Annotated in this window: 18 protein-coding genes; 8 read left to right on the plus strand and 10 right to left on the minus strand. The window is 68.2% G+C overall.

What is annotated here, in order from left to right:
- The first annotated feature begins 163 nt into the window (after nt 1–163).
- From EAH76_RS07295 to EAH76_RS07320, 6 genes are all read left to right on the plus strand, one after another.
- Nucleotides 164–3,343: a helicase-related protein gene (locus EAH76_RS07295; RefSeq protein WP_140849567.1), complete on the plus strand. Its 3,180-nt coding sequence runs from the start codon at nt 164–166 to the stop codon at nt 3,341–3,343.
- A 164-nt stretch (nt 3,344–3,507) separates the two neighbouring features.
- A complete protein-coding gene (gene paoA, locus EAH76_RS07300) occupies nt 3,508–4,143 on the plus strand; it encodes an aldehyde dehydrogenase iron-sulfur subunit PaoA (RefSeq protein WP_140849569.1) in 636 nt (211 codons plus the stop codon).
- Entirely contained in the window at nt 4,140–5,090 is a 951-nt protein-coding gene (locus EAH76_RS07305; RefSeq protein ID WP_140849571.1) for an FAD binding domain-containing protein, read from the plus strand. Before paoA ends, EAH76_RS07305 begins: the two co-directional genes overlap by 4 nt.
- Before the next feature lie 5 nt (nt 5,091–5,095).
- Entirely contained in the window at nt 5,096–7,300 is a 2,205-nt protein-coding gene (paoC, locus tag EAH76_RS07310) for an aldehyde oxidoreductase molybdenum-binding subunit PaoC (RefSeq protein ID WP_140849573.1), read from the plus strand.
- 107 nt (nt 7,301–7,407) lie between these two features.
- A complete protein-coding gene (gene moaA, locus EAH76_RS07315; RefSeq protein ID WP_140849575.1) occupies nt 7,408–8,433 on the plus strand; it encodes a GTP 3',8-cyclase MoaA in 1,026 nt (341 codons plus the stop codon).
- A gap of 6 nt (nt 8,434–8,439) precedes the next feature.
- Nucleotides 8,440–9,363: an XdhC family protein gene (locus EAH76_RS07320; RefSeq protein ID WP_140849577.1), complete on the plus strand. Its 924-nt coding sequence runs from the start codon at nt 8,440–8,442 to the stop codon at nt 9,361–9,363.
- 271 nt (nt 9,364–9,634) lie between these two features.
- Here the strand turns inward: EAH76_RS07320 and EAH76_RS07325 are convergent, their stop codons facing one another.
- The 5 genes from EAH76_RS07325 to moaD all read right to left on the minus strand — a co-directional run bounded on the left by EAH76_RS07325 (nt 9,635) and on the right by moaD (nt 14,340).
- Entirely contained in the window at nt 9,635–11,965 is a 2,331-nt protein-coding gene (locus EAH76_RS07325) for a xanthine dehydrogenase family protein molybdopterin-binding subunit (protein WP_140849579.1), read from the minus strand.
- The gene (locus EAH76_RS07330; RefSeq protein WP_140849581.1) at nt 11,962–12,948 is read right to left on the minus strand and encodes an FAD binding domain-containing protein; all 987 of its coding nucleotides are present in this window, start codon (nt 12,946–12,948) and stop codon (nt 11,962–11,964) included. The genes EAH76_RS07325 and EAH76_RS07330 overlap by 4 nt, the downstream gene beginning before the upstream one ends.
- The gene (locus EAH76_RS07335; protein WP_140849583.1) at nt 12,945–13,469 is read right to left on the minus strand and encodes a 2Fe-2S iron-sulfur cluster-binding protein; all 525 of its coding nucleotides are present in this window, start codon (nt 13,467–13,469) and stop codon (nt 12,945–12,947) included. The genes EAH76_RS07330 and EAH76_RS07335 overlap by 4 nt, the downstream gene beginning before the upstream one ends.
- Nucleotides 13,470–13,627: 158 nt before the next feature.
- Entirely contained in the window at nt 13,628–14,089 is a 462-nt protein-coding gene (locus EAH76_RS07340; RefSeq protein WP_140849585.1) for a molybdenum cofactor biosynthesis protein MoaE, read from the minus strand.
- On the minus strand, nt 14,086–14,340 hold the full coding sequence (gene moaD, locus EAH76_RS07345) for a molybdopterin converting factor subunit 1 (protein ID WP_140849587.1): 255 nt from the start codon (nt 14,338–14,340) through the stop codon (nt 14,086–14,088). The genes EAH76_RS07340 and moaD overlap by 4 nt, the downstream gene beginning before the upstream one ends.
- Before the next feature lie 191 nt (nt 14,341–14,531).
- Between moaD and EAH76_RS07350 the strand changes: the two genes are divergently transcribed.
- Entirely contained in the window at nt 14,532–16,919 is a 2,388-nt protein-coding gene (locus EAH76_RS07350) for a TonB-dependent receptor (RefSeq protein WP_140849589.1), read from the plus strand.
- A gap of 5 nt (nt 16,920–16,924) precedes the next feature.
- Here the strand turns inward: EAH76_RS07350 and EAH76_RS07355 are convergent, their stop codons facing one another.
- Genes EAH76_RS07355 through fdhD form a run of 3 tightly spaced genes read right to left on the minus strand, consistent with a single transcriptional unit; the run spans nt 16,925 to nt 19,454 of the window.
- Nucleotides 16,925–18,121 (minus strand): molybdopterin molybdotransferase MoeA, encoded by a 1,197-nt coding sequence (locus tag EAH76_RS07355; RefSeq protein ID WP_140849591.1) that lies wholly within the window; start codon nt 18,119–18,121, stop codon nt 16,925–16,927.
- Entirely contained in the window at nt 18,118–18,660 is a 543-nt protein-coding gene (locus tag EAH76_RS07360; RefSeq protein ID WP_140849592.1) for a molybdenum cofactor guanylyltransferase, read from the minus strand. The genes EAH76_RS07355 and EAH76_RS07360 overlap by 4 nt, the downstream gene beginning before the upstream one ends.
- Nucleotides 18,657–19,454 (minus strand): formate dehydrogenase accessory sulfurtransferase FdhD, encoded by a 798-nt coding sequence (gene fdhD, locus EAH76_RS07365; protein ID WP_140849594.1) that lies wholly within the window; start codon nt 19,452–19,454, stop codon nt 18,657–18,659. Before fdhD ends, EAH76_RS07360 begins: the two co-directional genes overlap by 4 nt.
- 166 nt (nt 19,455–19,620) lie before the next feature.
- Here fdhD and EAH76_RS07370 point away from each other — a divergent pair, with 166 nt between their 5' ends.
- On the plus strand, nt 19,621–21,912 hold the full coding sequence (locus EAH76_RS07370; protein WP_140849596.1) for an FdhF/YdeP family oxidoreductase: 2,292 nt from the start codon (nt 19,621–19,623) through the stop codon (nt 21,910–21,912).
- Between the two features lie 126 nt (nt 21,913–22,038).
- Here the strand turns inward: EAH76_RS07370 and EAH76_RS07375 are convergent, their stop codons facing one another.
- Entirely contained in the window at nt 22,039–22,659 is a 621-nt protein-coding gene (locus EAH76_RS07375; RefSeq protein ID WP_140849598.1) for an ATP-binding cassette domain-containing protein, read from the minus strand.
- On the minus strand, nt 22,649–23,329 hold the full coding sequence (modB, locus tag EAH76_RS07380; RefSeq protein WP_140849600.1) for a molybdate ABC transporter permease subunit: 681 nt from the start codon (nt 23,327–23,329) through the stop codon (nt 22,649–22,651). Before modB ends, EAH76_RS07375 begins: the two co-directional genes overlap by 11 nt.
- Nucleotides 23,330–23,337 lie beyond the last annotated feature (8 nt).

Consider the following 23,337-nt stretch of genomic DNA (forward strand, 5'->3'; position numbering starts at 1 on the left):
GAAGTTAATCGCCGAAGAAAGCTGTGCTTTTCGCGGGACCAAAATCGCGTTTCCGCCCGTTAGGACCCACCTGACGCCGGGAGAGACTGCTGCGATGACGTGCCGATCATGAGCGAAGACGAGCGTGCGGCCTCCACCGCGAAATCCGGATTGGGACACCGCCGTGCTGCTCGCTGACGCCGCACCGCCCGCCGGCAGCCGCACGACGCCGCGCGACGCTACGATCGGGGTCGTCGCGACCAAGCTCGCCGAAGCCGCCGCCACGCACGACATCCTCTACATCGCCACCGACGAACAGCGCGCTGAGGCCGTCGCCGCCGCACTGGCGTGCGCCGCGCCCGACATGCTGGTGGTGCACAGCCCCTCAAGCGACGCCCTGCCGGGCGACACCGCTCCCGCCTCGCCGACCAATGTCGGGCGCCGCATCGCCGCGCTGCGACGGCTGCGCGTCGCGCTGACCGAGCGCCAGCGGGTCGCCTTCATCACCACCGCCGAGGCTGCAGCGGCCGCCTACCCGCGTCCCGCCGCCTTCGACGACGCGCCCCCCACGCTCGCCGTCGGCGACCCGGTCGACATGGCGGTGCTCGCCGAGATGCTCGGCGAGATCGGCTACGCCGCCGACGACCGGGTCGACGAACCCGGTGAGATGGCGCTGCGCGGACAGGTCGTCGACCTGTTCCCGGCCGACGCGGTGGCGCCGGTGCGGATCGAGATCGTCGACGCGGCGATCGCTGCGATCCGGCTCTACGATCCGATCTCGCAGCTCGGCACCGAAGCGATCGACACGATCCAGATCGGCCGCGTCTCCGAGCCGCCGCTCGGCGCCGACTGGGTATCGGTGTTCGACCATGCGCCCGACGCGGTCATCGCGGTCGACCCCGAAGGCGATACGCGCCGCGACCGCTATGTCGGTCTGGCCGTTGCTGCGGCCAAAGCGCGCGGGATCGACACGCTGCCGATCGTCGATCGCAAGCGCCAGAGCAAAGCGCTGAAGGACCGTAAGACGATCGACGTCGCGAGCGCCGACGAACAGCCAGTCCCGCGGTTCGTCGAGCGCAAGGCGCCGGGGCGGGCGTTCGCGCGCTTCGCCAAGGCCGCGCTGGCGCAGGGCGATCGGCTCGTGCTGCTCGGTGCGGCGCGCGACGTGCGCTTCCTCGCGCCGCGGCTCGCCAAGGCACAGGGGATCGCCTTTACCAGGATCAGCCACTGGACCGAGGTGGCGGCGCTCGATCCGGGCAGTGCGGCGATGCTCGACATGCCGATCGAACACGGCTGGCAGGCGCCGGGCCTCACCGTCATCGCCGCCGCCGATCTGCTCGGCAGCCGCGTCCAGGCGACGCACGCCACGAGCGATGCCGCGGCGACCCTGCTCGGCGACATGGGCGACATCCGCATCGGCGATGTCGTCGTCCATGAGGATTTCGGGATCGGGCTCGTCGCCGGGGTCGAACCCGTCGGCGTCGATGCCGATGGCGGCGATGCGATCGTGCTCGAATATGCCAATGCTGGCCGGCGGCTGGTGCCGGTCGAGGATGCCGATCGCATCTGGCGTTACGGCGCCGATCAGGACGCGGTCGCGCTCGACAAGCTCGACGGGTCGAGCTGGGAGAAGCGCCGCGGTGCGATCGACGCTGCGGTCGCCGAGAGCGCCCGCGGGCTCACCGCGCTCGCCGCCGAACGCGACCGCAGGACCGCGGTCGTGCTCGAGCCCGAAGTCGATGCCTATGAGCGCTTCGCCGCCGAATTCGCCTTTACCGAAACCCCCGATCAGGCGCGCGCGATCGCCGCGACGCGCGCCGATCTGGCGGCGGGCAAGCCGATGGATCGCCTCGTCGTCGGCGATGTCGGCTATGGCAAGACCGAGGTCGCGCTGCGCGCTGCCGCGCTCACCGCGCTCGCCGGCAAGCAGGTCGTGATCGCCGCGCCGACGACGGTGCTCGTGCGCCAGCATATCGAGCTGTTCGCCAAACGCTTTGCCGCGACCGGCCTCGCGGTGGCCGGACTGTCGCGGCTGTCGAGCCCGGCCGAGAAGAAGGCGGTCAAGGCCGGCCTCGCCGACGGATCGATCGCGATCGTGATCGGCACCGGCGCGGTGGCGGCCAAGGGCGTCGCCTATCGCGATCTCGCGCTGGTCGTGATCGACGAGGAGCAGCGCTTCGGCGCGGCGGACAAGGCGAAATTGCGCGCGCTCAAGCCCGACAGCCATGTCCTGACGCTCACCGCGACGCCGATCCCGCGCACGTTGCAGGGCGCGCTGGTCGGGCTGCAGCAGGTCTCGGTGATCGCCACCCCGCCGGCGCGGCGCCAGCCGATCCGCACCAGCATCGACAGCTTCGATCCGGTAACCGTCCGTACCGCGCTGCTGCGCGAACGCGAGCGTGGCGGGCAAAGCTTCGTCGTCGTCTCGCGGATCGAGGATATCGCGCCGATGGCCGAGCGGCTGGCCAAGCTCGTTCCCGATCTCACGATCCGCCAGGCGCACGGCAAGATGCCCGCGGCCGAGATCGACACCGCGATGGTCAGCTTCGCCAATGGCGATGGCGACGTGCTGCTCGCGACCAATATCGTCGAGGCGGGGCTCGACGTGCCGCGCGCCAATACGATGATCGTGTGGCGCGCCGATCGCTTCGGCCTGTCGCAGCTCCATCAGCTGCGCGGTCGTGTGGGGCGCGGCGGGCGGCGCGGGCAGATCCTGCTGCTCACCGATCCCGACACCAAGGTCGCCGAGGCGACACTCAAGCGGCTGCGCACGCTGGAGGCGCTCGATACGCTCGGCGCCGGCTTTGCGATCAGCGCGCGCGATCTCGACATGCGGGGCGCGGGCGACCTGCTTGGCGATGCGCAGGCCGGGCACATGAAGCTGATCGGCGTCGATCTGTACCAGTATCTGCTCGAATCCGCGTTGCGCACCGCGCGCGGCGAACATGTCGAACGCTGGACGCCCGAACTCCATCTCGGCATCGCGGGCAATCTCCCGTCCGACTGGATCCCGGAGGACGATGTCCGCGTCGCGCTCTACGGTCGATTGTCGCGGCTGAACGACATGCCCGCGCTCGACGCGTTCGAGGCCGAGCTCGAGGATCGCTTCGGCAGCTTGCCGCCCCAGGCGCACGCGCTGGTCGCGGTTGCGCGGCTGCGCGTGCTCGCGCTCGGCGCACGGATCGCGCGGATCGATGCCGGGCCCGCGGCAATCGCGCTGACCCCCCGCCCCGATTTTGCAGGCGACACGGCAGGGCTCGAAGCGAAGGGCGATCGGCTGTTGCTGCGGGCCGCGCATGACGACGCGATCGAACGGCTGGGCGTCATCGAAGCGCTGCTCGAAGGGCTGGCCACCGACGCCTGACGCCGATCCGAATCCTCCGCTCGCACCGGCCCTGCCTATTCCGTTCGACGCCGTGAACCAAAGCGACCAGTTGAGCGTTCGGATGCGACGGATTATAGGTTGGCGCGTCAATTCGGCGCCGGCGGGGCAATGGCCGGAAGGCCGTTTCAAACAGAGGACGTTCGGTGGATATCAAGAGCGAGACAGCGGTGTCGCGGCGCGGCGTTCTGGTGGGCGGGGCGATGACGGCCGGGCTTGCCGCGATCCCGGCAGCGGCAGCACCAGCGCCGGCACAACAGGAGCGGCCCATGACGATGCCCGTGACCCTCACCGTCAACGGCAAGAAGCAGACGCTCGAGGTCGATACGCGGACGACGTTGCTCGACACGTTGCGCGAGCATCTGCACCTGACCGGCACCAAGAAGGGCTGCGACCATGGCCAGTGTGGCGCGTGCACCGTAATCGTCGACGGCAAGCGGATCAATTCCTGCCTCAGCCTGGCGGTGATGCATCAGGGCGACAAGATCACGACGATCGAGGGGCTCGGCACGCCCGACCATCTCCATCCGATGCAGGCGGCGTTCGTCAAGCATGACGGCTATCAGTGCGGCTATTGCACCCCCGGGCAGATCTGCTCGGCGGTCGCCGTTCTCGCTGAGATCAAGGCCGGCACGCCGAGCCACGTCACCGCCAGCCTCACCGACGCGCCACGCGCCACCAATGCCGAGATGCGCGAGCGGATGAGCGGCAATATCTGCCGCTGCGGCGCCTATTCGAACATCCTCGACGCGATGACCGAAGTTGCGGAGACCAACGCATGAAGCCGTTCAGCTATGCGCGCGCAACGTCGCCCGCCGAAGCGGCCGCCGCGGTTGCACGCACCCCGAATGCCAAGTTCATTGCGGGCGGCACCAATCTGCTCGACCTGATGAAGCTGCAGATCGAGACCCCGGCGCATCTGATCGATGTGCAGGATCTCAAGCTCGACCGGATCGAGGAGACCAAGGACGGAGGCCTGCGCATCGGCGCGTTCGTCAGCAATTCCGATCTAGCGTCGGACGCACGGGTGCGGCGCGATTACGGCGTGCTCAGCCGTGCGATCGTCGCGGGCGCGAGCGGACAGCTGCGCAACAAGGCGACCACCGCGGGCAATCTGCTCCAGCGGACGCGCTGCCCGTATTTCTATGACACCAACCAGGCGTGCAACAAGCGCAAGCCCGGCTCGGGCTGCGCCGCGATCGGCGGGTTCAGCCGCCAGCTCGGCATCATCGGCACGAGCGACGCGTGCATCGCCACCTATCCCGGCGACATGGCGGTCGCGATGCGGCTGCTCGATGCGACCGTCGAGACGGTCCGACCCGATGGTGCCGCGCGCGCGATACCGATCGCCGATTTCTACAAGCTGCCCGGCAGCACGCCGCATATCGAAACGGCGCTGGTGCCCGGCGAGCTGATCACCGCGGTCACGCTGCCCAAGCCGATCGGCGGCACGCACATCTATCACAAGGTGCGCGACCGCGCGTCCTACGCCTTCGCGCTCGTCTCGGTCGCCGCGATCGTCCAGCGCGATGGCTCGGGCCGCGTCGCAGTCGGCGGGATCGCGCCGAAGCCGTGGCGGGTCGAGGCAGCCGAAGCGGCATTGCCGCAAGGCGCCGCCGCGGTGACGCCGAAGCTGCTCGCCGGCGCCAAGCCGACGCATGACAATGCCTTCAAGGTCACGCTGGTCGAGCGTACGCTCGCCGCGGCCCTGATCGAAGCGAAGGGCTGAACGCCATGAAGTTTGATACACCCGCCGGCCAGAACCCGATCGATCAGCTCAAGCATGTCGGCAAGCCGATCGATCGCATCGACGGCAAGTTCAAGACCACCGGCACCGCCCCCTACGCCTATGAGCGCCACGACGTCGTCGCCAATCCGGCGTACGGCTATGTCGTCGGCGCGGCGGTTGCCAAGGGGCGGATCAGCCGGATCGACATGGCCGCCGCCAAGGCCGCGCCCGGCGTGCTGACGATCGTCACCGCCGAGAGTGCAGGGCCGCTCGGCAAAGGCAATTTCAACACCGCCAAGCTGCTCGGCGGGCCCGAGATCGACCATTATCACCAGGCGATCGCGCTGGTAGTCGCCGAGACCTTCGAGCAGGCGCGCGCCGCCGCGGCGCTGATCGTGATCGACTATGCGCGCACCGCGGGCCGCTTCGATCTCGCGAAGGAGCTGAAGGGCGCGCCGCTCCACAGCGAAAAGGGCAAGCCGCCCGTCACCAAGATCGGCGATTTCGACGCGGCGTTCGGCACCGCTCCGGTCAAGCTCGACGCGACCTACACCACGCCCGATCACAGCCATGCGATGATGGAGCCGCACGCCACCACGGCCAAGTGGGACGGCGACAAGGTCACGCTGTACACCTCGAACCAGATGATCGCCTGGAGCAAGGGCGACGTCGCCAAGACGCTCGGCATTCCCAAGGACAATGTCCGACTGGTCTCGCCCTATGTCGGTGGCGGCTTCGGCGGCAAGCTGTTCATCCGCGCCGACGTGATCCTCGCGGCTTTGGGCGCGAAGGCAGCAGGCCGTCCCGTCAAAGTCACGCTCACGCGCCCGATGATGTTCAACAACACGACGCACCGCCCCGCGACGATCCAGCGGATCCGCATCGGCGCGGGCCGCGACGGCAAGATCACCGCGATCGCGCATGAGAGCGGGTCGGGCGATCTGCCCGGCGGTGGCCCCGAGACCGCGGTCAGCCAGACGCGCCTGCTCTACGCCGGCGCCAATCGCCTGACCTCGATGCGGCTCGCGGTGGTCGATCTGCCCGAGGGCAATGCGATGCGCGCACCGGGCGAGGCGCCCGGGCTGATGGCGCTCGAGATCGCGATGGACGAAATGGCCGAGAAGCTCGGCATGGATCCGATCGCCTTCCGCGTCGCCAACGACACGCAGGTCGATCCTGAAAAACCCGAGCGCCGCTTCTCGCAGCGCCAGCTCGTCCAGTGCCTCGAACAGGGCGCCGATCGCTTCGGCTGGAAGCAGCGCAGCGCCAAGCCAGCGCAGCGACGCGACGGCCAGTGGCTGGTCGGCATGGGCGTCGCGGCGGGCTTCCGCAACAGCATGGCGATGAAGTCGGCCGCGCGGGTCGCGCTCGACAAGAAGGGTATCGTCACCGTCTCGACCGACATGACCGATATCGGCACCGGCACCTACACCATCATCGCGCAGACCGCGGCGGAGATGATGGGGGTCGATATCGACAAGGTCGTCGTCCAGCTCGGCGATTCGGACCACCCGGTCTCGGCCGGGTCGGGCGGACAATGGGGCGCGAACAATTCGACCGCGGGCGTCTATGCCGCATGCGTCAAACTGCGCGAGGCGATCGCGCAGAAATTGGGCTTCAATTCGGCCGACGTCACCTTCGCGGACGGCAAGGTGCGCTCGGGCAATCGCAGCTTCGCGCTGACCGAAGCCGCGGGCGATGCCGGCCTCGTCGCCGAGGACGCGATCGAATATGGCGATCTGGGCAAGACGTACCAGCAATCGACCTTCGCCGGCCATTTCGTCGAGGCGGCGGTCCACAGCCTGACGGGCGAGGTGCGCATCCGCCGGATGCTCGCGGTCTGCGCGGCGGGCCGCATCCTCAACCCGAAATCGGCACGCAGCCAGGTGATCGGTGCGATGACTATGGGCGCGGGTGCGGCGCTGATGGAGGATCTCGCGGTCGACACGCGCTTCGGCTTCTTCGTCAATCACGATCTCGCGGGCTACGAGGTGCCGGTGCATGCCGACATCCCGCACCAGGAGGTGATGTTCCTCGACGAGGTCGATCCGACGTCGTCGCCGATGAAGGCCAAGGGTGTCGGCGAGCTCGGCCTGTGCGGGGTCGGCGCGGCGATCGCCAATGCGATCTACAATGCGAGCGGCGTGCGCGTGCGCGAATATCCCGTCACGCTCGACAAGCATCTCGCGCACCTGCCTCCGGTGGCGTGAGATATCGGGTCGCTGGCGGCATGGCATTCGTGCCGCCGGCGTCCTAAATGGTGTCGCGTACCGTCGTCTGTTCCCGTTCGCCGTCTTTCATGAGTTGCCGCTGTCCGATGTCGAACCTCCGTCCCGACACTGCCCCGCCCCGCCCGCTGACCGACAGCTTCGGCCGCCGGATCACCTATCTGCGCCTGTCGGTGACCGATCGCTGCGATCTGCGCTGCCGCTATTGCATGAGCGAGGCGATGACCTTCCTGCCGCGCAAGGAAGTGCTGACGATCGAGGAAATGGGCGCGGTCGCCGATGCCTTCATCGCGCGTGGCGTGCGCAAGATCCGGCTGACCGGCGGCGAGCCGCTGGTGCGGCGCGGGATCGACGAGCTCGCGCGGCACATCGGCCGGCATATCGAAACCGGCGCGCTCGACGAGATGACGCTGACCACCAATGCGACGCGACTGTCGCAGCATGCCGAGACGCTGTTCGCGGCGGGCGTGCGGCGCGTCAATGTCAGCCTCGACAGTCTCGATCCCGACAATTTCCGCCACATCACGCGGACGGGCAATCTTTCCGAAGTGCTCGACGGGATCGCCGCGGGCAAGGCGGCGGGCCTTTCGATCAAGATCAACATGGTCGCGCTGAAGGGCGCGAACGAGGACGAGATCGAACCGATGATCCGCTGGTGCGGCACGCATGGCTTCGACCTTACGCTGATCGAGACGATGCCGCTCGGCGTGGTCGATGAGGACCGCACTGACCGCTACCTCCCGCTCGACGTCGTCCGCCGCCGGCTCGAGGCGCGCTTCACGCTCGACGCAGACGATCACCGCACCGGCGGCCCGGCGCGCTACGTCAGTGTGCGCGAGACGGGAACGCGGCTTGGCCTGATCACCCCGCTCACCAACAATTTCTGCGAAGGCTGCAACCGCGTGCGGCTGACCGCATCGGGGCGGCTCTATATGTGCCTCGGCCATGACGACAAGATGGACCTGAAGCAGGTGCTGCGCGAGGGCGGCCCGACGGCGCTCGACGCCGCGATCGATGCGGCCTTGCTCACCAAGCCGCTGCGCCATGCCTTCGAGATCGTCGACCGCAACGCCGCGCCCGCGGTCGGGCGGCACATGAGCGTCACCGGGGGCTGAGACGCGATGGCTGACAACGAAACCGCGCTCGCCGCGTTCCGGACCTGGCAAGGGGCGCCGCTCGCACTTGCCACCGTGATCTCAACCTGGGGATCGGCACCGCGTCCGCGCGGCAGCCATATGCTCGTCCATGCCGATGGTCGGCTCGAGGGCTCGGTCTCGGGCGGGTGCGTCGAGGGCGACGTGCTCACGCTCGCCGCCGAAGTGCTTGCGAGCGGCAAGCCCGAGCGCCGCCAATACGGCGTTGCCGACGGCTCGGCCTGGGAAGTCGGCCTGCCGTGCGGCGGGACGATCGAAGTGCTCGTCCAGCCGGTGTCCGACGCTGGCTTCCCACCCGCCGTGTTCGACGCGATCGAGCATGCCCAGGCGTGCGGCCGCGGGGTAACGGTCTACACCGACCTGGCGACCGGACGCAGCAGCCTCGCGCCGATGACGGGCGACGGCATCTTCGCCAACACCTATGCCGCGCCGCGCCAAGTGCTGATCGTCGGCGCGGTGCAGATAGCCCAGGCGCTTGCGCAGATCGCCGCGACGCTCGGCGTCAAGGCGACCGTGATCGACCCGCGCACGCGCTTCCTGACCGAGGAGCGCTTCCCCGGCGTCACGCTCGACGATCGCTGGCCCGACGAAGCGGTCGCGGCGTACAATCCCGGCCCGTCGACCGCGGTGATCACGCTCAGCCACGATCCCAAGATCGACGACCCGGCGTTGATCGCGGCGCTGTCGGCCGAGACCGGCTATATCGCCGCGTTAGGCTCGCGCCGCAGCCATGCTGCGCGGCTCGAGCGCTTGGCCGCGGCGGGCTTCGGGCAGGAAGACCTGGACCGGATCGACGGGCCAGCCGGGATCGACATCAACGCGATCGGCGCGAGCGAAATCGCGCTCTCGGTCGCCGCGGGTATGGTCAAGGCGCTGCACGACCGCGGATAGCGATGCAGGACGTCCGCCTGCGGGGAAAGTTTTTCGAAGCACCCCGCCCCGCATGCCCGTGTCTTTGGTTTAGGGCGGCCCCACGATAATTTCCGTTCGTCACCCCGGCCTTGTGCCGGGGCCCACCGTGCCGCGTTCGCAACGGGCGTAGTACGCGCATCCCGGTGGACCCCGGGACCAGCCCGGGGTGACGGCTTGGGGACGAAGGCGCGAGACTGGAAGCCGGGGGATCGCGGCAAGAGACCGTAGAAACCCGCCCCCAGGCCCGTCCCTACAGCAGCTTGTCGAGCGTGATCGGCAGATCGCGAACGCGCTTGCCGGTCGCGTTGAACACCGCATTCGCCACCGCCGCCGCGACCCCAGTGATCCCGATCTCGCCGATGCCGTGTGCGCCCATCGGGGCGTGCGGGTCGGGAATGTCGGTCCAGATCACGTCGATCTCGGGCACGTCCATGTGCACCGGCACATGATATTCGGCGAGGCTCGGGTTCATCACGCGTCCGGTCCGCTCGTCGAACTGCGTCTCCTCCATCAGCGCCATGCCGAGCCCCATGATGATCCCGCCGCGGAACTGGCTCGTCGCGGTCTTGGGGTTGAGGATCTTGCCGCAGTCGAACGATCCGAGGAAACGGCTGACGCGGACTTCGCCGGTCACCGCATTTACGCGCACCTCGGCGAACATCGCGCCGTACGAGTGCATCGACCAATGCTGCGTCTCGAGCGGTGCCGAGCCCGCCGCCTCGACGCTGACCGCATCGCGCTGCGCGCGCGACAGGATCGACACATAGCTTTCGCAGGCGCTCGGATCGTCGAGCTTGCATAGGCCGCCCTCATAACCGCCGACCTCGCTCGGCTTTAGCCCGGCGAGCGGCGAGTCATTGCCGGCCAGCTTGAGCAATTCGGTGAACAGCGCATTCTGCGCCGCGATCACCGCAGCGCCGATCGACGCGGTCTGCTGCGATCCGCCGGCGAGCACGACCCCGGGCATCTTCGAATCGCCATAGAGGAAACTGACCTTGTCCATCGGCAGTCCGAGCCGTTCGGCGAGCACCATGGTGTGCGTCGTCGCGGTCCCCATCCCCATTTCGTGCGCGGCGATCTCGACCGTGGCGTGGCCGTCCTTGGTCAGCGTGAGGCGCGCCGCGCCGCCGGGCATGCGGTAATAGGGATAGGTCGCGGTCGCGCAGCCCATGCCGACCAGCCACTCGCCCTCGCGGCGCGTGCCGGGCGTGGCGTTGCGCTTGTCCCAGCCGAAACGCTCGGCGCCGCTGCGATACGCCGCGACGATGTTGCGCGAGGAGAAGGGCGTGCCCGTCGTCGGGTTGGTCTCGGGCTCGTTGGTCTCGCGCAGCGCGATCGGATCGACGCCGAGTTCGACCGCCAATTCATCGACCGCGCTTTCGAGCGCGAAGGTCCCGACCGATTCGCCCGGCGCGCGCATGAAGGTGTTGGCGAGCATGTCGAGCTTCACGGCATCGACATTCAGGAGGAAGCTGCCTGCCGCATAGGCGGACTTGGACGGCAGGATGAACGGCTCGGGCATGCTGTTGTGCGGCGTCATCGCCACCACGCCGGTGTGGATCAACGCATCGAAATGCCCATCGGCCTGCGCGCCGATCGCGACGCGCTGCTCGGTCAGCGTGCGCCCGCCGACCATCCGGTACACGCCTTCGCGCGACAGCATGATGCGCACCGGCCGCCCGGCGAGCTTGGCGGCGGCGGCCGCGAGGATCTGGTGGTTCCACAGCGTCTTGCTGCCGAAACCGCCGCCGACATAGGGCGAGGTGACATGGACCTGCGCCTCATCGACGCCGAACACCTGCGCGAGCGTCCAGGCGACGTGCGCGACGCATTGCGACGCGTCGTGGAGGATCAGCTCGTCGCCCTGCCAGAACAGCGTCGCGCCGTGGAGCTCGATCGGATTGTGGTTGTGGCGCGGCGTGCGATAGGTGCGGTCGACGCTGTGCGGAGCGGCGGCGAGCGACGCCTCGGCATCGCCGATCTCGATCAGCATCGGCGCGCCCATGAACGACGCGGCCGCGCGATCGGGCTTGGCGTCCTCGAACCGCGTCATCGCGATTTCGGTCTCATAGGTGACCGCGATCAGCGACGCGGCATGATCGGCCTGCTCCTGCGTCTGCGCGAGCACCACGGCGACCGGCTCGCCATTCCAATGGATACGGTCGTCCTGCATCACGGGGAGCTGGTCGCCGCCGATCGCCTTCGGCGCGGTCAGCATCGCCGGCGTCGGGTTCAGCCGCGGCGCATTCTTGTAGGTCATGACCAGCACGACGCCGGGCAACGCTTCGGCTGCCGCAACATCGATCGTCGCGATCCGGCCCTTGGGGATCGTGCTGTAGGTCAGCGCGGCATAGACCATCGTCTCGAGCGGAAACTCGGCGGCAAAGCGCGCCGCGCCCGTCACTTTCAACGGCCCGTCGAGCCGCGCCACCTGCGTGCCGACCAGCCCATGCTTGTGCTGGATCAGCGGATCGGGGACGCCGCCGGGGATCCAGCTGTCGGGCGCGAGTTCGACCGCTTTCTTCATCACTGCCTGGAGCGCGCCTTGCGCAAGCTGCGTGGCGTTTTCGACGATGCTCATGCCTGCTCTCCGCTCAGTTCGGCGAGGGTCGCGACGATCGCGCGCTTGGCCAGTTCGATCTTGAAGCCGTTGTCGCGAAGGCCCGCGGCATCGGCCAGTTCCAGCTCTGCCGCGGCGCGGACGTTGGCTTCGCTCGGCGCCTGGCCGCGCAAAGCGGCTTCGGCCTTGAACGCACGCCACGGCTTGTGCGCCACGCCGCCGAGCGCGATGCGCACGTCCTTGATCGCGCCGTTCTCCAGCTCGATCCCCGCGGCAACCGAGATCAACGCAAAGGCATAGCTCGCCCGATCGCGGACCTTGCGGTAGGTCGAGTGCGCCGCGAACGGCAGCGCGGGCAGCTCGACCGCGACGACCAGCTCACCCGGATCGAGCACCGTGTCGCGCTCGGGGCTGCCACCCGGCAGGCGATGCAGATCGACCAGCGCGATCGTCCGCTCGCCGTCCGGCCCCGCAACGCGCACTTGCGCATCGAGCGCCGCCAACGCGACGCACATGTCGGAGGGATGCGTCGCGACGCACGACGGCGACGCGCCGAGGATCGCATGGATCCGGTTGAACCCGTCGATCGCATCGCAGCCCGCACCCGGCTCGCGCTTGTTGCAGCGCGCCGCGTCGTCATAGAAATAGCCGCACCGCGTCCGCTGGAGCAGATTGCCACCAACAGTCGCCACATTGCGAATCTGCGCGCTCGCGCCCGCCAGGATCGCGCGCGACAGCATCGGATAGTGCGTACGGATCGTCCGATCGGCGGCGAGCGCGGTGTTGGTCACCCCCGCCCCGATCACCACGCCGCCATCGGCACCGACCGTGATCTCGCGCGACAGGCCGGTCACATCGACCAAAGCCGCCGGCCGCTCGATCGTCTCGCGCATCAGATCGACCAGATTGGTCCCGCCGCCGAGATATTTCGCGTCCGGTGTCGCCACCGCGAGCGCGATCGCGCCCGGAACATCATCGGCGCGCGCATAGCTGAACGGCGTCATGCCGCTTCCTCCTGCCGCGCCGGCGCCGAGGCATAGGTCTCCGCGATCGCCGCGACGATGCCGTTATACGCGCCGCAACGGCACAGATTGCCGCTCATCCGCTCGCGCAATTCGTCATGGTCGAGCGCGATCGTCTCGGCGGTGAGGTCGCCGGTGACATGGCTCGGAATCCCGCGCGCCATCTCGTCGGCCATCGCGACCGCCGAGCACAGCTGGCCCGGCGTGCAATAGCCACACTGGAAGCCGTCATGCTCGATGAACGCGCGCTGCAGCGGGTGGAGCCCTTCGGCGTCGCTCAGCCCCTCGACCGTGGTGATCGAGCGCCCCTGATATTGCACCGCCAGCGCCAAGCACGAATTGATCCGCTCGCCCTCGACCAGCACGGTGCAGGCGCCGCACGCGCCCTGGTTGCAGCCCTTCTTGCTCCCCGTCAGGCCGAGATTTTCGCGGAGCAGATCGAGTAGCGAGGTCCGGAGATCGACCTCGACCTCGACGGGCCGGTCGTTGATCGTAAATTGCATGCAGCACCTCGCCTCAGGATCCGGGCGACGGCTGTTCCGCCGACGCCCGGCCGATCGGGATCACCGCGTCGGGCGCAGCGAGTCATCGGCAGCGCCTCTGTACGGCATCGGACTCGCTCCCGTCACGCAATCTTGCAGCGCGTGTGACGGATGTAGGCTTATTTCGGACCGGGCGCGCGCCATGCCGCTGCGGCGGCGTCATCGGCGGCGCGTGGCTCGACCCAATGCGCCGCGCCATCGCCATGCCATTCCTTCTTCCAGAACGGCGCTGCGGTCTTTGCCCAGTCGATCAGGAAGGCGCACGCCTCCATCGCCGCGCCACGATGGCGCGAGGCGGTGGCGACCAGCACGATCCGCGCACCGACCGGCAACCGCCCGTAGCGGTGGATCATCGTCACGCCGAGCAGCGGCCAGCGTTCGGTCGCGGTCTGCGCGATCGCGCGCAGCGCCTGCTCGGCCATCGCGGGATAGGTTTCGAGCTCGAGCGCGACGGTGTCGCTCGCATCGGCGCGAACGATGCCGGTGAAACTCGCCACCGCGCCGCCGCCGAGCGCCTCTAGCCGTTCGAGTTCGGTCGAGAGCGAAAAGTCCGCCTGCTGGACGCCGATCAGGATGCTCATCCGCCCGTCACCGGCGGGAAGATCGCGACTTCGCGCGCGCCCGCGATCGACGTCGAGAGCGGGGCGAAGGTCTGGTCGATCGCGCAGCGCAGCCGCCCGGTCTCGGCGAACACGGCGTAGCCCTCGCCGCGCGCCGCAAGCCAGGCGAGCAGATCGTCGACCGTCGCGACGTCGCCCGGCACTTCGACGACTTCGCCGTCATGGCCGACCGCTTCGCGCACCCAGGAAAAATATAACAGATCGAGTTTCATGCCAGTCCACCACCAGCGCCGCATCATCGGCACGGCGCGTGCCCAAGGCGCTCACCTAAGCACGAAGGCGGCGTCATGCCACTGCCTTCGACAGAAAGCGCGCGCCCCGGAGAAATGGGTTTCGCTCACTATATTCGACGGTATACAGAGAGTCGAAATCGCGGGAACGGCTGCGTGTTGGGGATTATCGCATGCGACTGTCGATCTTGGCCGCGACCATCTCGATGACGGCACTGTGTGGGGCCATGCCGACCGCCGCTTGGGCGGCTGACGACGCCCCCGCGGCCAACAGCAGCGCAGATGGCGCGCCCGACATCACCGTTACGGCGCGCCGCCGCACCGAGGATCTCGAGAAGGTCCCGCTCGCGGTCTCGGTGGTCGACAGCGCGCTGCTCGGACGGTCGTACACCGTCAACACCAACCAGCTGAGCTTGCTCGTCCCGGCGCTCAACTACAGCTCGGCCAATCCGCGCAACACCGCCTTCACGATCCGCGGGCTCGGCAGCAGCGTCGTCGCGGTGAGCCAGGCGAATGACGGGCTCGAACCCGGCGTCGGCTTCTATGTCGATCAGGTCTATCACGCCCGCCCCGCCACCGCCGCGTTCGACTTCTCCGACATCGCGCAGATCGAGGTGCTGCGCGGTCCGCAAGGCACGCTGTTCGGCAAGAACACGACCGCAGGCGCGATCAGCATCACCAGCAAGGCGCCGACCTTCACCCCCGAGGCGAGCGAGGAGCTGTCGGTCGGCAGCTACAATTTCGTCCAGGCCAAGGCATCGGCATCGGGCCCGCTGATCGGCGACACGCTCGCCTTCCGCATCTCGGGGCTGACGACGCGGCGCGACGGCGTGATCGACAATGTCCGCACAGGCGCGAAGGAAAACGGCATCGGCAACCAGGCGGTGCGCGGCCAATTGCTGTTCAAGCCGACGACCGATTTCCAGCTCCGCCTCACCGCCGACTTCACCAATTTCGAGAGCGAATGCTGCACCCAGGTCTATCTCCGCGTCGGCCAGAGTCTCCGCGCCGCGACGCGGCAATATGCCGGGCCGACCGGGCTCGCCGCGCAATTCGGCTATGCGCCGCCGAGCACCAATCCGTACGACCGTAAGACCAACATCGACGCGCAACTCGGGGTGAACACGAACGAGGGCGGCGTCTCGGCGATCGCCGACTGGAACCTCGGGAAGATCGGCACGCTCACCTCGGTCAGCGCGTGGCGCTTCTGGAACTGGGACGCGGCGAACGACCGCGACTATACCGGCATCCCGGTCCAGATCACGCAGCACATCCCCTCGCGCCAGGACCAGTTCAGCCAGGAATTGCGGCTCGCCTCGAACGGCGACCACGCCCTCGGCTATGTCGCCGGCCTGTACTTCTTCGACCAGAAGATCACCGGCGAGCCGATCAGCATCTACGGACCCGCCGCGGCGCGCTATCTGATCGGCACGACCACCGGAACCGGCGCGGCGGCCGTCGCGGTGCCGGCGAACCTGCTCGACGGCTATGGCACCGACGGAAGCACCCGACTGAAGGAAGACAGCTACGCCGCCTTCGCCGAGCTCAACTACAAGCTCCTGCCGCGCCTGACGCTGACCGGAGGCTTGCGCTACACCTATGAGGTCAAGGACGGCAGCTACAGCGCCTACACCTTCGGCGGGCCGACCGTCACCAACGCGGCGCTGCTTGCGGCGCAGCTCGGCGTGCTGCGCGGGCAGAGCTATTCGGGGCACGACAAGGAAAGCAACCTGTCGGGACGCGCGAATTTAGCCTGGCAGGCGACCGACCAACTGCTCGCCTATGCGAGCTATGCGCGCGGTTTCAAATCGGGCGGGATCAACCTGTCGGGGCTGCCGCTCAACACCGCCAACCAGCCGGTGCTGACCACCGCAGTGATCCGGCCCGAGCTCAACACCACCTATGAGGCCGGGCTCAAGACGGCGCTGTTCGACAGGCGCCTTACTCTCAATCTCGCGGGCTTCTACACCGACGTCCACGATTTCCAGGCGACGATCGTCGACAGCTCGCAGACAGTAGCGCTGCGCGGCTATCTCTCGAACATCCCCAAGGTCACCGTGAAGGGCGTAGAGGCCGACGTCACCACGAATCTGACGCCGCGCTTCCAGCTGCGCGGCAATCTCGCTTATGCGCACGGCACCTATTCGAACTATCCCGCCGGCCCCTGCCCGCTCGAGGTGCAGACCGCGGCGACGACCGCGTGCAATCTCACCGGTCGGCCGCTCGCCGGGCTGCCGAAATGGTCGGAGACGATCGGCGGCGACTACACGCTGCCGGTCGGCAAGCTGGCGGTCATCCTCCATGCCGATTCGAGCTGGCGGACCAGCTATTACGGCGACCCCAGCCTGTCGAAATACACGCTGATCGACGGCTACAACGTCACCAACGCGAGCCTGGGAGTGCGAACCCGTACCGGCCTCGAAGTCGCGATGTTCGTGCGCAACCTGTTCGACGCCAACTACATCCAGAACCTGACGATCCAGGCGGGCAATTCGGGCCTCATCCTCGGCACGCCGAGCGATCCGCGCGTGATCGGCGTGACCCTGCGCGCGCACCAATAGATGGCTCAGGTCAGCGGATAGACGCGGCCACGCTCGCCCTCGGGCGTCGCGTCGGCGACGACCCAGCAGTTTGCCGCGATCAGCGGGCGCAGCGTGTGCGATCGCTGATCGGCAAGGATGCGGATCGTGCCACCGGGCTCACGGACGGCCTTGAGGAACACCGTCGTATCGGGGCGAGATTCGGTCTCGATCGCGACCGTCTCGCCCCGCTCTGCCGGCAGACCACTCATCGCGCGCAGCGCCGCGCCGACGAAAAACCGCGCGCCGAGCAACGCCGCGACGGGATTGCCCGGCAGACCGAAGAACAAGGCCCCACTCGGCAGCGTCGCGAACAGCAGGGGCTTGCCCGGCCGCATCCGCACGCCGTGAAAATGCACTGTGGCGCCGAGCCGCGCCAGCGCCTGGCCGAGATGGTCATGGTCGCCGCCCGACGCGCCGCCCGTCGTCACGACGATCGCGCTGTCCGACGCCGCCGCGATCGCATGCTCGAGCTGAGCGGCATCGTCGCTGACCGGCGCAGCGCGCAGCGGCTCGAGCCCCTGCGCGCGGAGCAATGCCGTGATCATCACGCTGTTGGCATCGAAGATCGCGGCAGGTCGGTCAGCGCTCGGCTGCGCCAGCAGTTCGTCGCCGGTCGGCAGCAGCGTGATCGAGGGCCGCCGCGCTACCTCCAGCGTCGCGACCCCATAGCAGGCGAGCGCCCCGATGATCTCGGGCGTGACCCACGTCCCCGACGACAGCACGCGCGCACCGGCGGCGGCATCCTCTCCACGACGCCGGACGTTCCGCCCGGCGGCTAGCGCTTGGTCCAGGGTCAGACGGTCTTGCTCGACCCGCGCTTCCTCATGCGGCAGGACATAATCGCACCCGGCCGGGACCGGCGCGCCGGTGCTGATCCGGCTAGTCGTGCGCGGCGCATGAGCGGTCGGATGGATGCCCGCCCGTACCGATCCCACGATCGGCAATCGCGACGGCTGCTCCGGCGTGGCGTCCGCCGTGTCGGCCGCGGCGAACGCAAAGCCGTCCATCGCGGCGGCATCGAAGCGCGGATAGTCGCTCGCGGCGGTTACGTCGCCCGCCGTCACGCGGTGCAACGCATCGAGCAGGCCGACGGTCTCGCGCCCGAGCGGCGCAGACCGCTCGCGGATGATCGCCAGCGCCGCATCGAAACTCGGCCGCTCGGGGCGTGGTGCGCCGCTCATTCGGCCCGGTCCGCCAGCCGCGCGAGATCGGCGACGTGATTGATATTCGGCAGATCGCCCCCCGCGTCGATTGCAACCGCACCGGCACGCGATGCCCAGCGATAGACGGCGCGATCCGCGCCCTGCGCCAGATGCTGCGAGAGTCCCTCCGCAAGCGCGACGGGCCAATAGCCGATGATCGGCGCTTGCCGCAGAAACCGTGCCTCGCCGCCCGCCACCAACCGCTCAACTAGCTCGCTCGGCAGAAACGGCGTATCGCACCCGATCGACAGCACGCCGTCATGCCCATGCGCCTCGGCATGACGCAACGCGGCGCACAGGCCACCGAGCGGCCCGAGGTCTGGTGCCGGCCAGTCGGGCACCGCAGCGATCCCCTCGGGGCCCGCCGCGCGCCCGCAGACGATCACCGCATCGGTCGCCGCCCGCAATGCCGCCGCCGCATGCGCGATCAACGTTTGCCCGTCGAGCAGCGCCAGCGCCTTGTCGCTCCCGAAGCGCGTCGCCTGTCCACCGGCGAGGATCGCACCGAGCACCGTCATGACGTTTCGGGATCGCCTTGCGCCGCAAGCACCGCATCGCTGCGCGCTAGCATCACCACGCGCAGGCCGCACGAGGCCGCACGCCGCAACGCGAGGTCGGTCGCCGCCGAGATCGTCACCAGCAACGGGCAATTCGCCAACGCCGCCTTCTCGACCAGTTCGTACGAGCAGCGCGACGAGAGCAACGCAAACCCGCCATCCCAGTCCCGCCCCTCGCGCGCCATCGCGCCGATCAACTTGTCGAACGCATTGTGCCGCCCAACATCCTCGCGGACGAGCAGCACCTCGCCCTCCGCCGAGCACAACGCCGCGGCATGGACCGCGCCGGTCGCGCGATTGAGCGGCTGGAGCGGGCGCAGGGTGTTCAAGCCGCGGAACAGCGCAGCGCTATCGGCGCGGCTCTGCGCTGTCACGGTGGGCAACGGGCGCAGCGCCTGTTCGAGATTCTCGATCCCGCACATCCCGCACGACGATTCGGAGACGCGGTGCCGCACACGCTCGAGCAGACCCGGCGCGCACTCGGGCGTCAGCGCGACGCGCACGACATCGCCGTCGGCGCGCGAATGCACGTCGATCCCGAGCACCGCCTCGACACCCGGGATCAGCCGCTCGCTCAAGGCGAAGCCCGTCGCGAAATCCTCGAGGTCGGTCGGCGACGCCATCATCACGGCATAGCCGATGCCGCTGAATTCAAGCGCGATCGGCCGTTCGACCGCAACCGCGCGGGTGATCGCGCTGTGCGTGCCATCAGCGCGGATCTGCGCGAACGTCTGGTCGAGGGCGGCATCCGTCATCGCACCGCCCTAGCCGATCCGTCCCCATCGCCAAATGCGCAATCGCGCACGGCAAGACCGTTTCGCCCGATCGCATGCCTCCCAAATTTCTGCGTGAACCAATTGGTTGGGCTATCGTTCAGCAGCGAAGCCCGCATCGCTACGCGGGTCATATGCGGGAACGATCATGGTCAAGCAAAAGTCGGACGCCCCTGAAATCGAGCCGTTCGAAGGGCCCGCCGGAGGCTGGGGATCGGTCCGGTCGCTCGCCGAGATCCTGCCGCGCGAGCGTGTCGGCCCCGAGGCGCTGCGCGAGCTCGTCCGCCAGAACAAGCCCGACGGCTTCCAGTGCGTCAGCTGCGCCTGGCCCAAGCCAAAGCATCACCATCCCGCCGAATTCTGCGAGGAAGGCGCCAAGGCGACCGCGTGGGAGCTGACCAGCTATCGCACCACGCCCGATTTCTTCCAGCAGCACACGCTAACCGAATTGCGCGACTGGAAGGATTACGACCTCGAGCAGAACGGCCGCCTGACGCATCCGATGCGCTACGACGCCGCGACCGACAAATATGTCGCGTGCAGCTGGGACGAGGCGTTCGCCGAGATCGGCGCGACGCTCCGGCCGATGGATCCCAAGTCGGTGGTCTTCTATTCGTCCGGCCGGACCAGCCTCGAGGCGTCGTACATGTACGGCCTGATGGCGCGGATGTACGGCAACCAGAACCTGCCCGACAGTTCGAACATGTGCCACGAATCGACCTCGGTCGGGCTCAAGGCGGCGATCGGCGTGCCCGTCGGCACGACGCGGCTCGAGGATTTCGAGACATGCGACATGATCCTGTTCTTCGGGCAGAATGTCGGGTCGAACGCGCCGCGGATGCTCCATGACCTGCGCAGCTGCCGCAAGCGCGGGGTCGAAATCGTCACCTTCAACCCCTTGAAGGAACGCGGGCTCGAGCGCTTCACCGATCCGCAGAACCCGATCGAGATGGCGACGCTCGGCGAGACCAACATCTCGACGCAATATCACCAGGTGAAGGCGGGCGGCGATCTCGCGGCGATGATGGGGATCGCCAAGTTCCTCGTCGAATGGCACGACGCCGCGATCGCCGCGGGCCAGCCGCCGGTGCTCGATACCACCTTCATAGCCGAGCATACCCACGGCTTCGACGCGTTCGTCGCGTCGGTGCGTGCCGCCGATTGGGATGCGATCGTCCAGGAATCGGGCCTGCCCAAGGCGGAACTCGAGGAATCGGCGCGGCTCTATGCCAAGGCCAAGGCGGTGCTCGCGATCTACGGCATGGGTCTGACCCAACACGTCAAGGGCGTCGAGAACGTCCGCATGGTCGTCAATTTGCTCCTCATGCGCGGCAATATCGGCAAGCCCGGCGCGGGCCCGACCCCGGTGCGCGGCCATTCGAACGTGCAGGGCCAGCGCACCGTCGGCATCACCGAGAAGACCGAGCTCGTGCCCGTCGAGCGACTCGAGAAGCAATACGGCTTCACCGCGCCGCGCGAGAAGGGGCTCAACACCGTCGAGGCGTGCCGCGGGGTGATCGACGGGTCGGTCAAGGCGTTCGTCGCGCTCGGCGGCAACTTCCTGCGCGCGGTGCCCGAGACCGAGCCGATGGAAGCCGCCTGGACCAAGCTCGACGTGTCGGTTCAGATCGCGACCAAGCTCAACCGCAACCACCTCTTCCCCGGCAAGGTGACCTATCTCCTGCCCTGTCTCGGCCGGATCGAGAGCGACGTGCAGGCAAGCGGCCCGCAGATCGTCACGGTCGAGGATTCGACGAGCTGCATCCACGCCTCGCGCGGCAAGGCGCATCCGGCGAGCGACCATCTGCTGTCGGAACCCGCCATCGTCGGTGCGCTCGCCAAGCAGCTCCTGCCGCCCAATCCCAAGATCGATTGGGACGCCTGGGTCGCCGACTATGCGTTGATCCGCGATGCGATCGAGGAAACCTATCCAAAGATATTTCCCGACTTCAACAACAAGCTGTTCAAGCCCGGCGGGTATTGGAAGGGCAACAAGGCGTCCGAGCGGATCTGGCTGACCGAGAGCGGCAAGGCCGAATTCCTCGCGCCGAGCGGGCTATGCGCAACGGGCTTCGACGATGCCGAAGGGCGTTTCCGCCTAATGACGCTGCGCTCCAACGACCAGTTCAACACGACGATCTACGGCTATCACGATCGCTTCCGCGGCGTGAAGGGCACGCGCGACGTGCTCTTCATCCATACCGAGGACATGACCGCCGCCGGGCTTTCGGACGGTCAGATCGTCGCGCTCGAAAGCGATGCCGGCGACGGGATCACCCGCCGCCGCGACGGACTGATCGTCACGCCGTACGACATCCCGCGCGGCTGCCTCGGCGCCTATTACCCCGAGTGCAACGTGCTGATGCCGGTCGAGCATTATGCAGAGGAAAGCTTCGTCCCCGCGGCGAAATCGGTGCCGGTAAAGATCGTCGCGGGCTAACCCTCCCCCGTCACCCCGGGCTCGTCCCGGGGTCCACCGCGACCCGAGTGCTGCCGCCGAAGTGGGCGGGGCATGGTGGGCCCCGCCACAAGGCCGGGTGACGAATTCGCTTCAAGCGAGGATCGCTTAAACCGACCCCATCTCCACCACAGTCGTAGCCAACCGATCGACCTCGCCCCGATCATGGCTGACATACAAAATCGGCAGCCCCACCTCGTCGCGCACGCGCTCGATCAACTCCATGATCTCGCCCCGCCGCGGTCGATCGAGCGAAGCGAGCGGTTCGTCCATCAGCAGGAACGCCGGGCCCGACAGCAGCGCCCGCCCGATCGCGACGCGCTGCGCCTCGCCGCCCGAGAGCGTGCGCGGCCAGCGATCGAGCAGGTGCGCAATCCCCAGCAACGCGCTGACCTCGTCGAGCGTCATCCCCGCCCCCGCCGCACGCCCAGCGCCGTACAACAGGTTGGCGCGCACGCGGTAATGCGGGAAGAGCCGCGCATCCTGGAAAATATAGCCGCAGCGGCGCTGCTCGGCGGGAACATTGGTGGTGCGATCGAACAGGGTCCGACCCGCGACACGGACATGCCCGGCATCGGGCCGCAGCAACCCGGCGATCATCGCCAGCGCGCTCGTCTTGCCCACGCCCGACGGCCCGAACAGCGCGGTCAGCCCGGCCCCGCTCTGGAACGCCAGCGCCGCCACGGTGCCCGAACGAAAGCGATGCCGCACATCGACGTCAAAAGACATGATCGACGCCCCCACGGCGGCTCAGCCATTCCGACAGCAAAAGTGCGGCGAGCGACAGCAGCACCGAGATCACCGCCAGCCGCGCGACCATCGGGTCCGACCCCGGCACCTGCAGCGCCGAATAGATCGCGATCGGCAGCGTCTGCGTCTCGCCCGGAATGTTCGAGACGAAGGTGATCGTCGCGCCGAACTCGCCGAGCGAGCGCGCGAAGCCGAGCACCGCTCCCGCCGCGATCCCCGGCAGCGCGAGCGGGATCGTTATCGTCCGCCACACGCGCAGCCGCGACGCGCCGAGCGTTCGCGCGGCGCCCTCGAGCCGCGGGTCGACCGCTTCGATCGACAGCCGGATCGCGCGGACCATCAGCGGCAGCGCCATGATCCCCGCCGCCACCGCCGCCCCGGTCCAGCGAAACAGCAGCGACACGCCGATCGCGGCAAGTGGCGCGCCGAGCGGGCCGTTGGGTGCGAAGGCCAGCAGCAGCAACCAACCCGTCACCACCGGCGGCAACACCAGCGGCAGATGGACCAGCCCGTCGAGCAGGAACTTGCCCGGAAAGCGCACCCGCGCCAGCAACATCGCCAGCACAAACGCGATCGGCAGCGTCACCAGCACCGCCACGAGACTGATCTTGAGCGACAGCCAGACGATGGTCCACAGGTCAGGCGTCATCGATCCGC

Origin of the sequence: Sphingomonas glacialis (assembly GCF_006439055.1) — a bacterium.
Classification (GTDB): domain Bacteria; phylum Pseudomonadota; class Alphaproteobacteria; order Sphingomonadales; family Sphingomonadaceae; genus Sphingomonas; species Sphingomonas glacialis_A.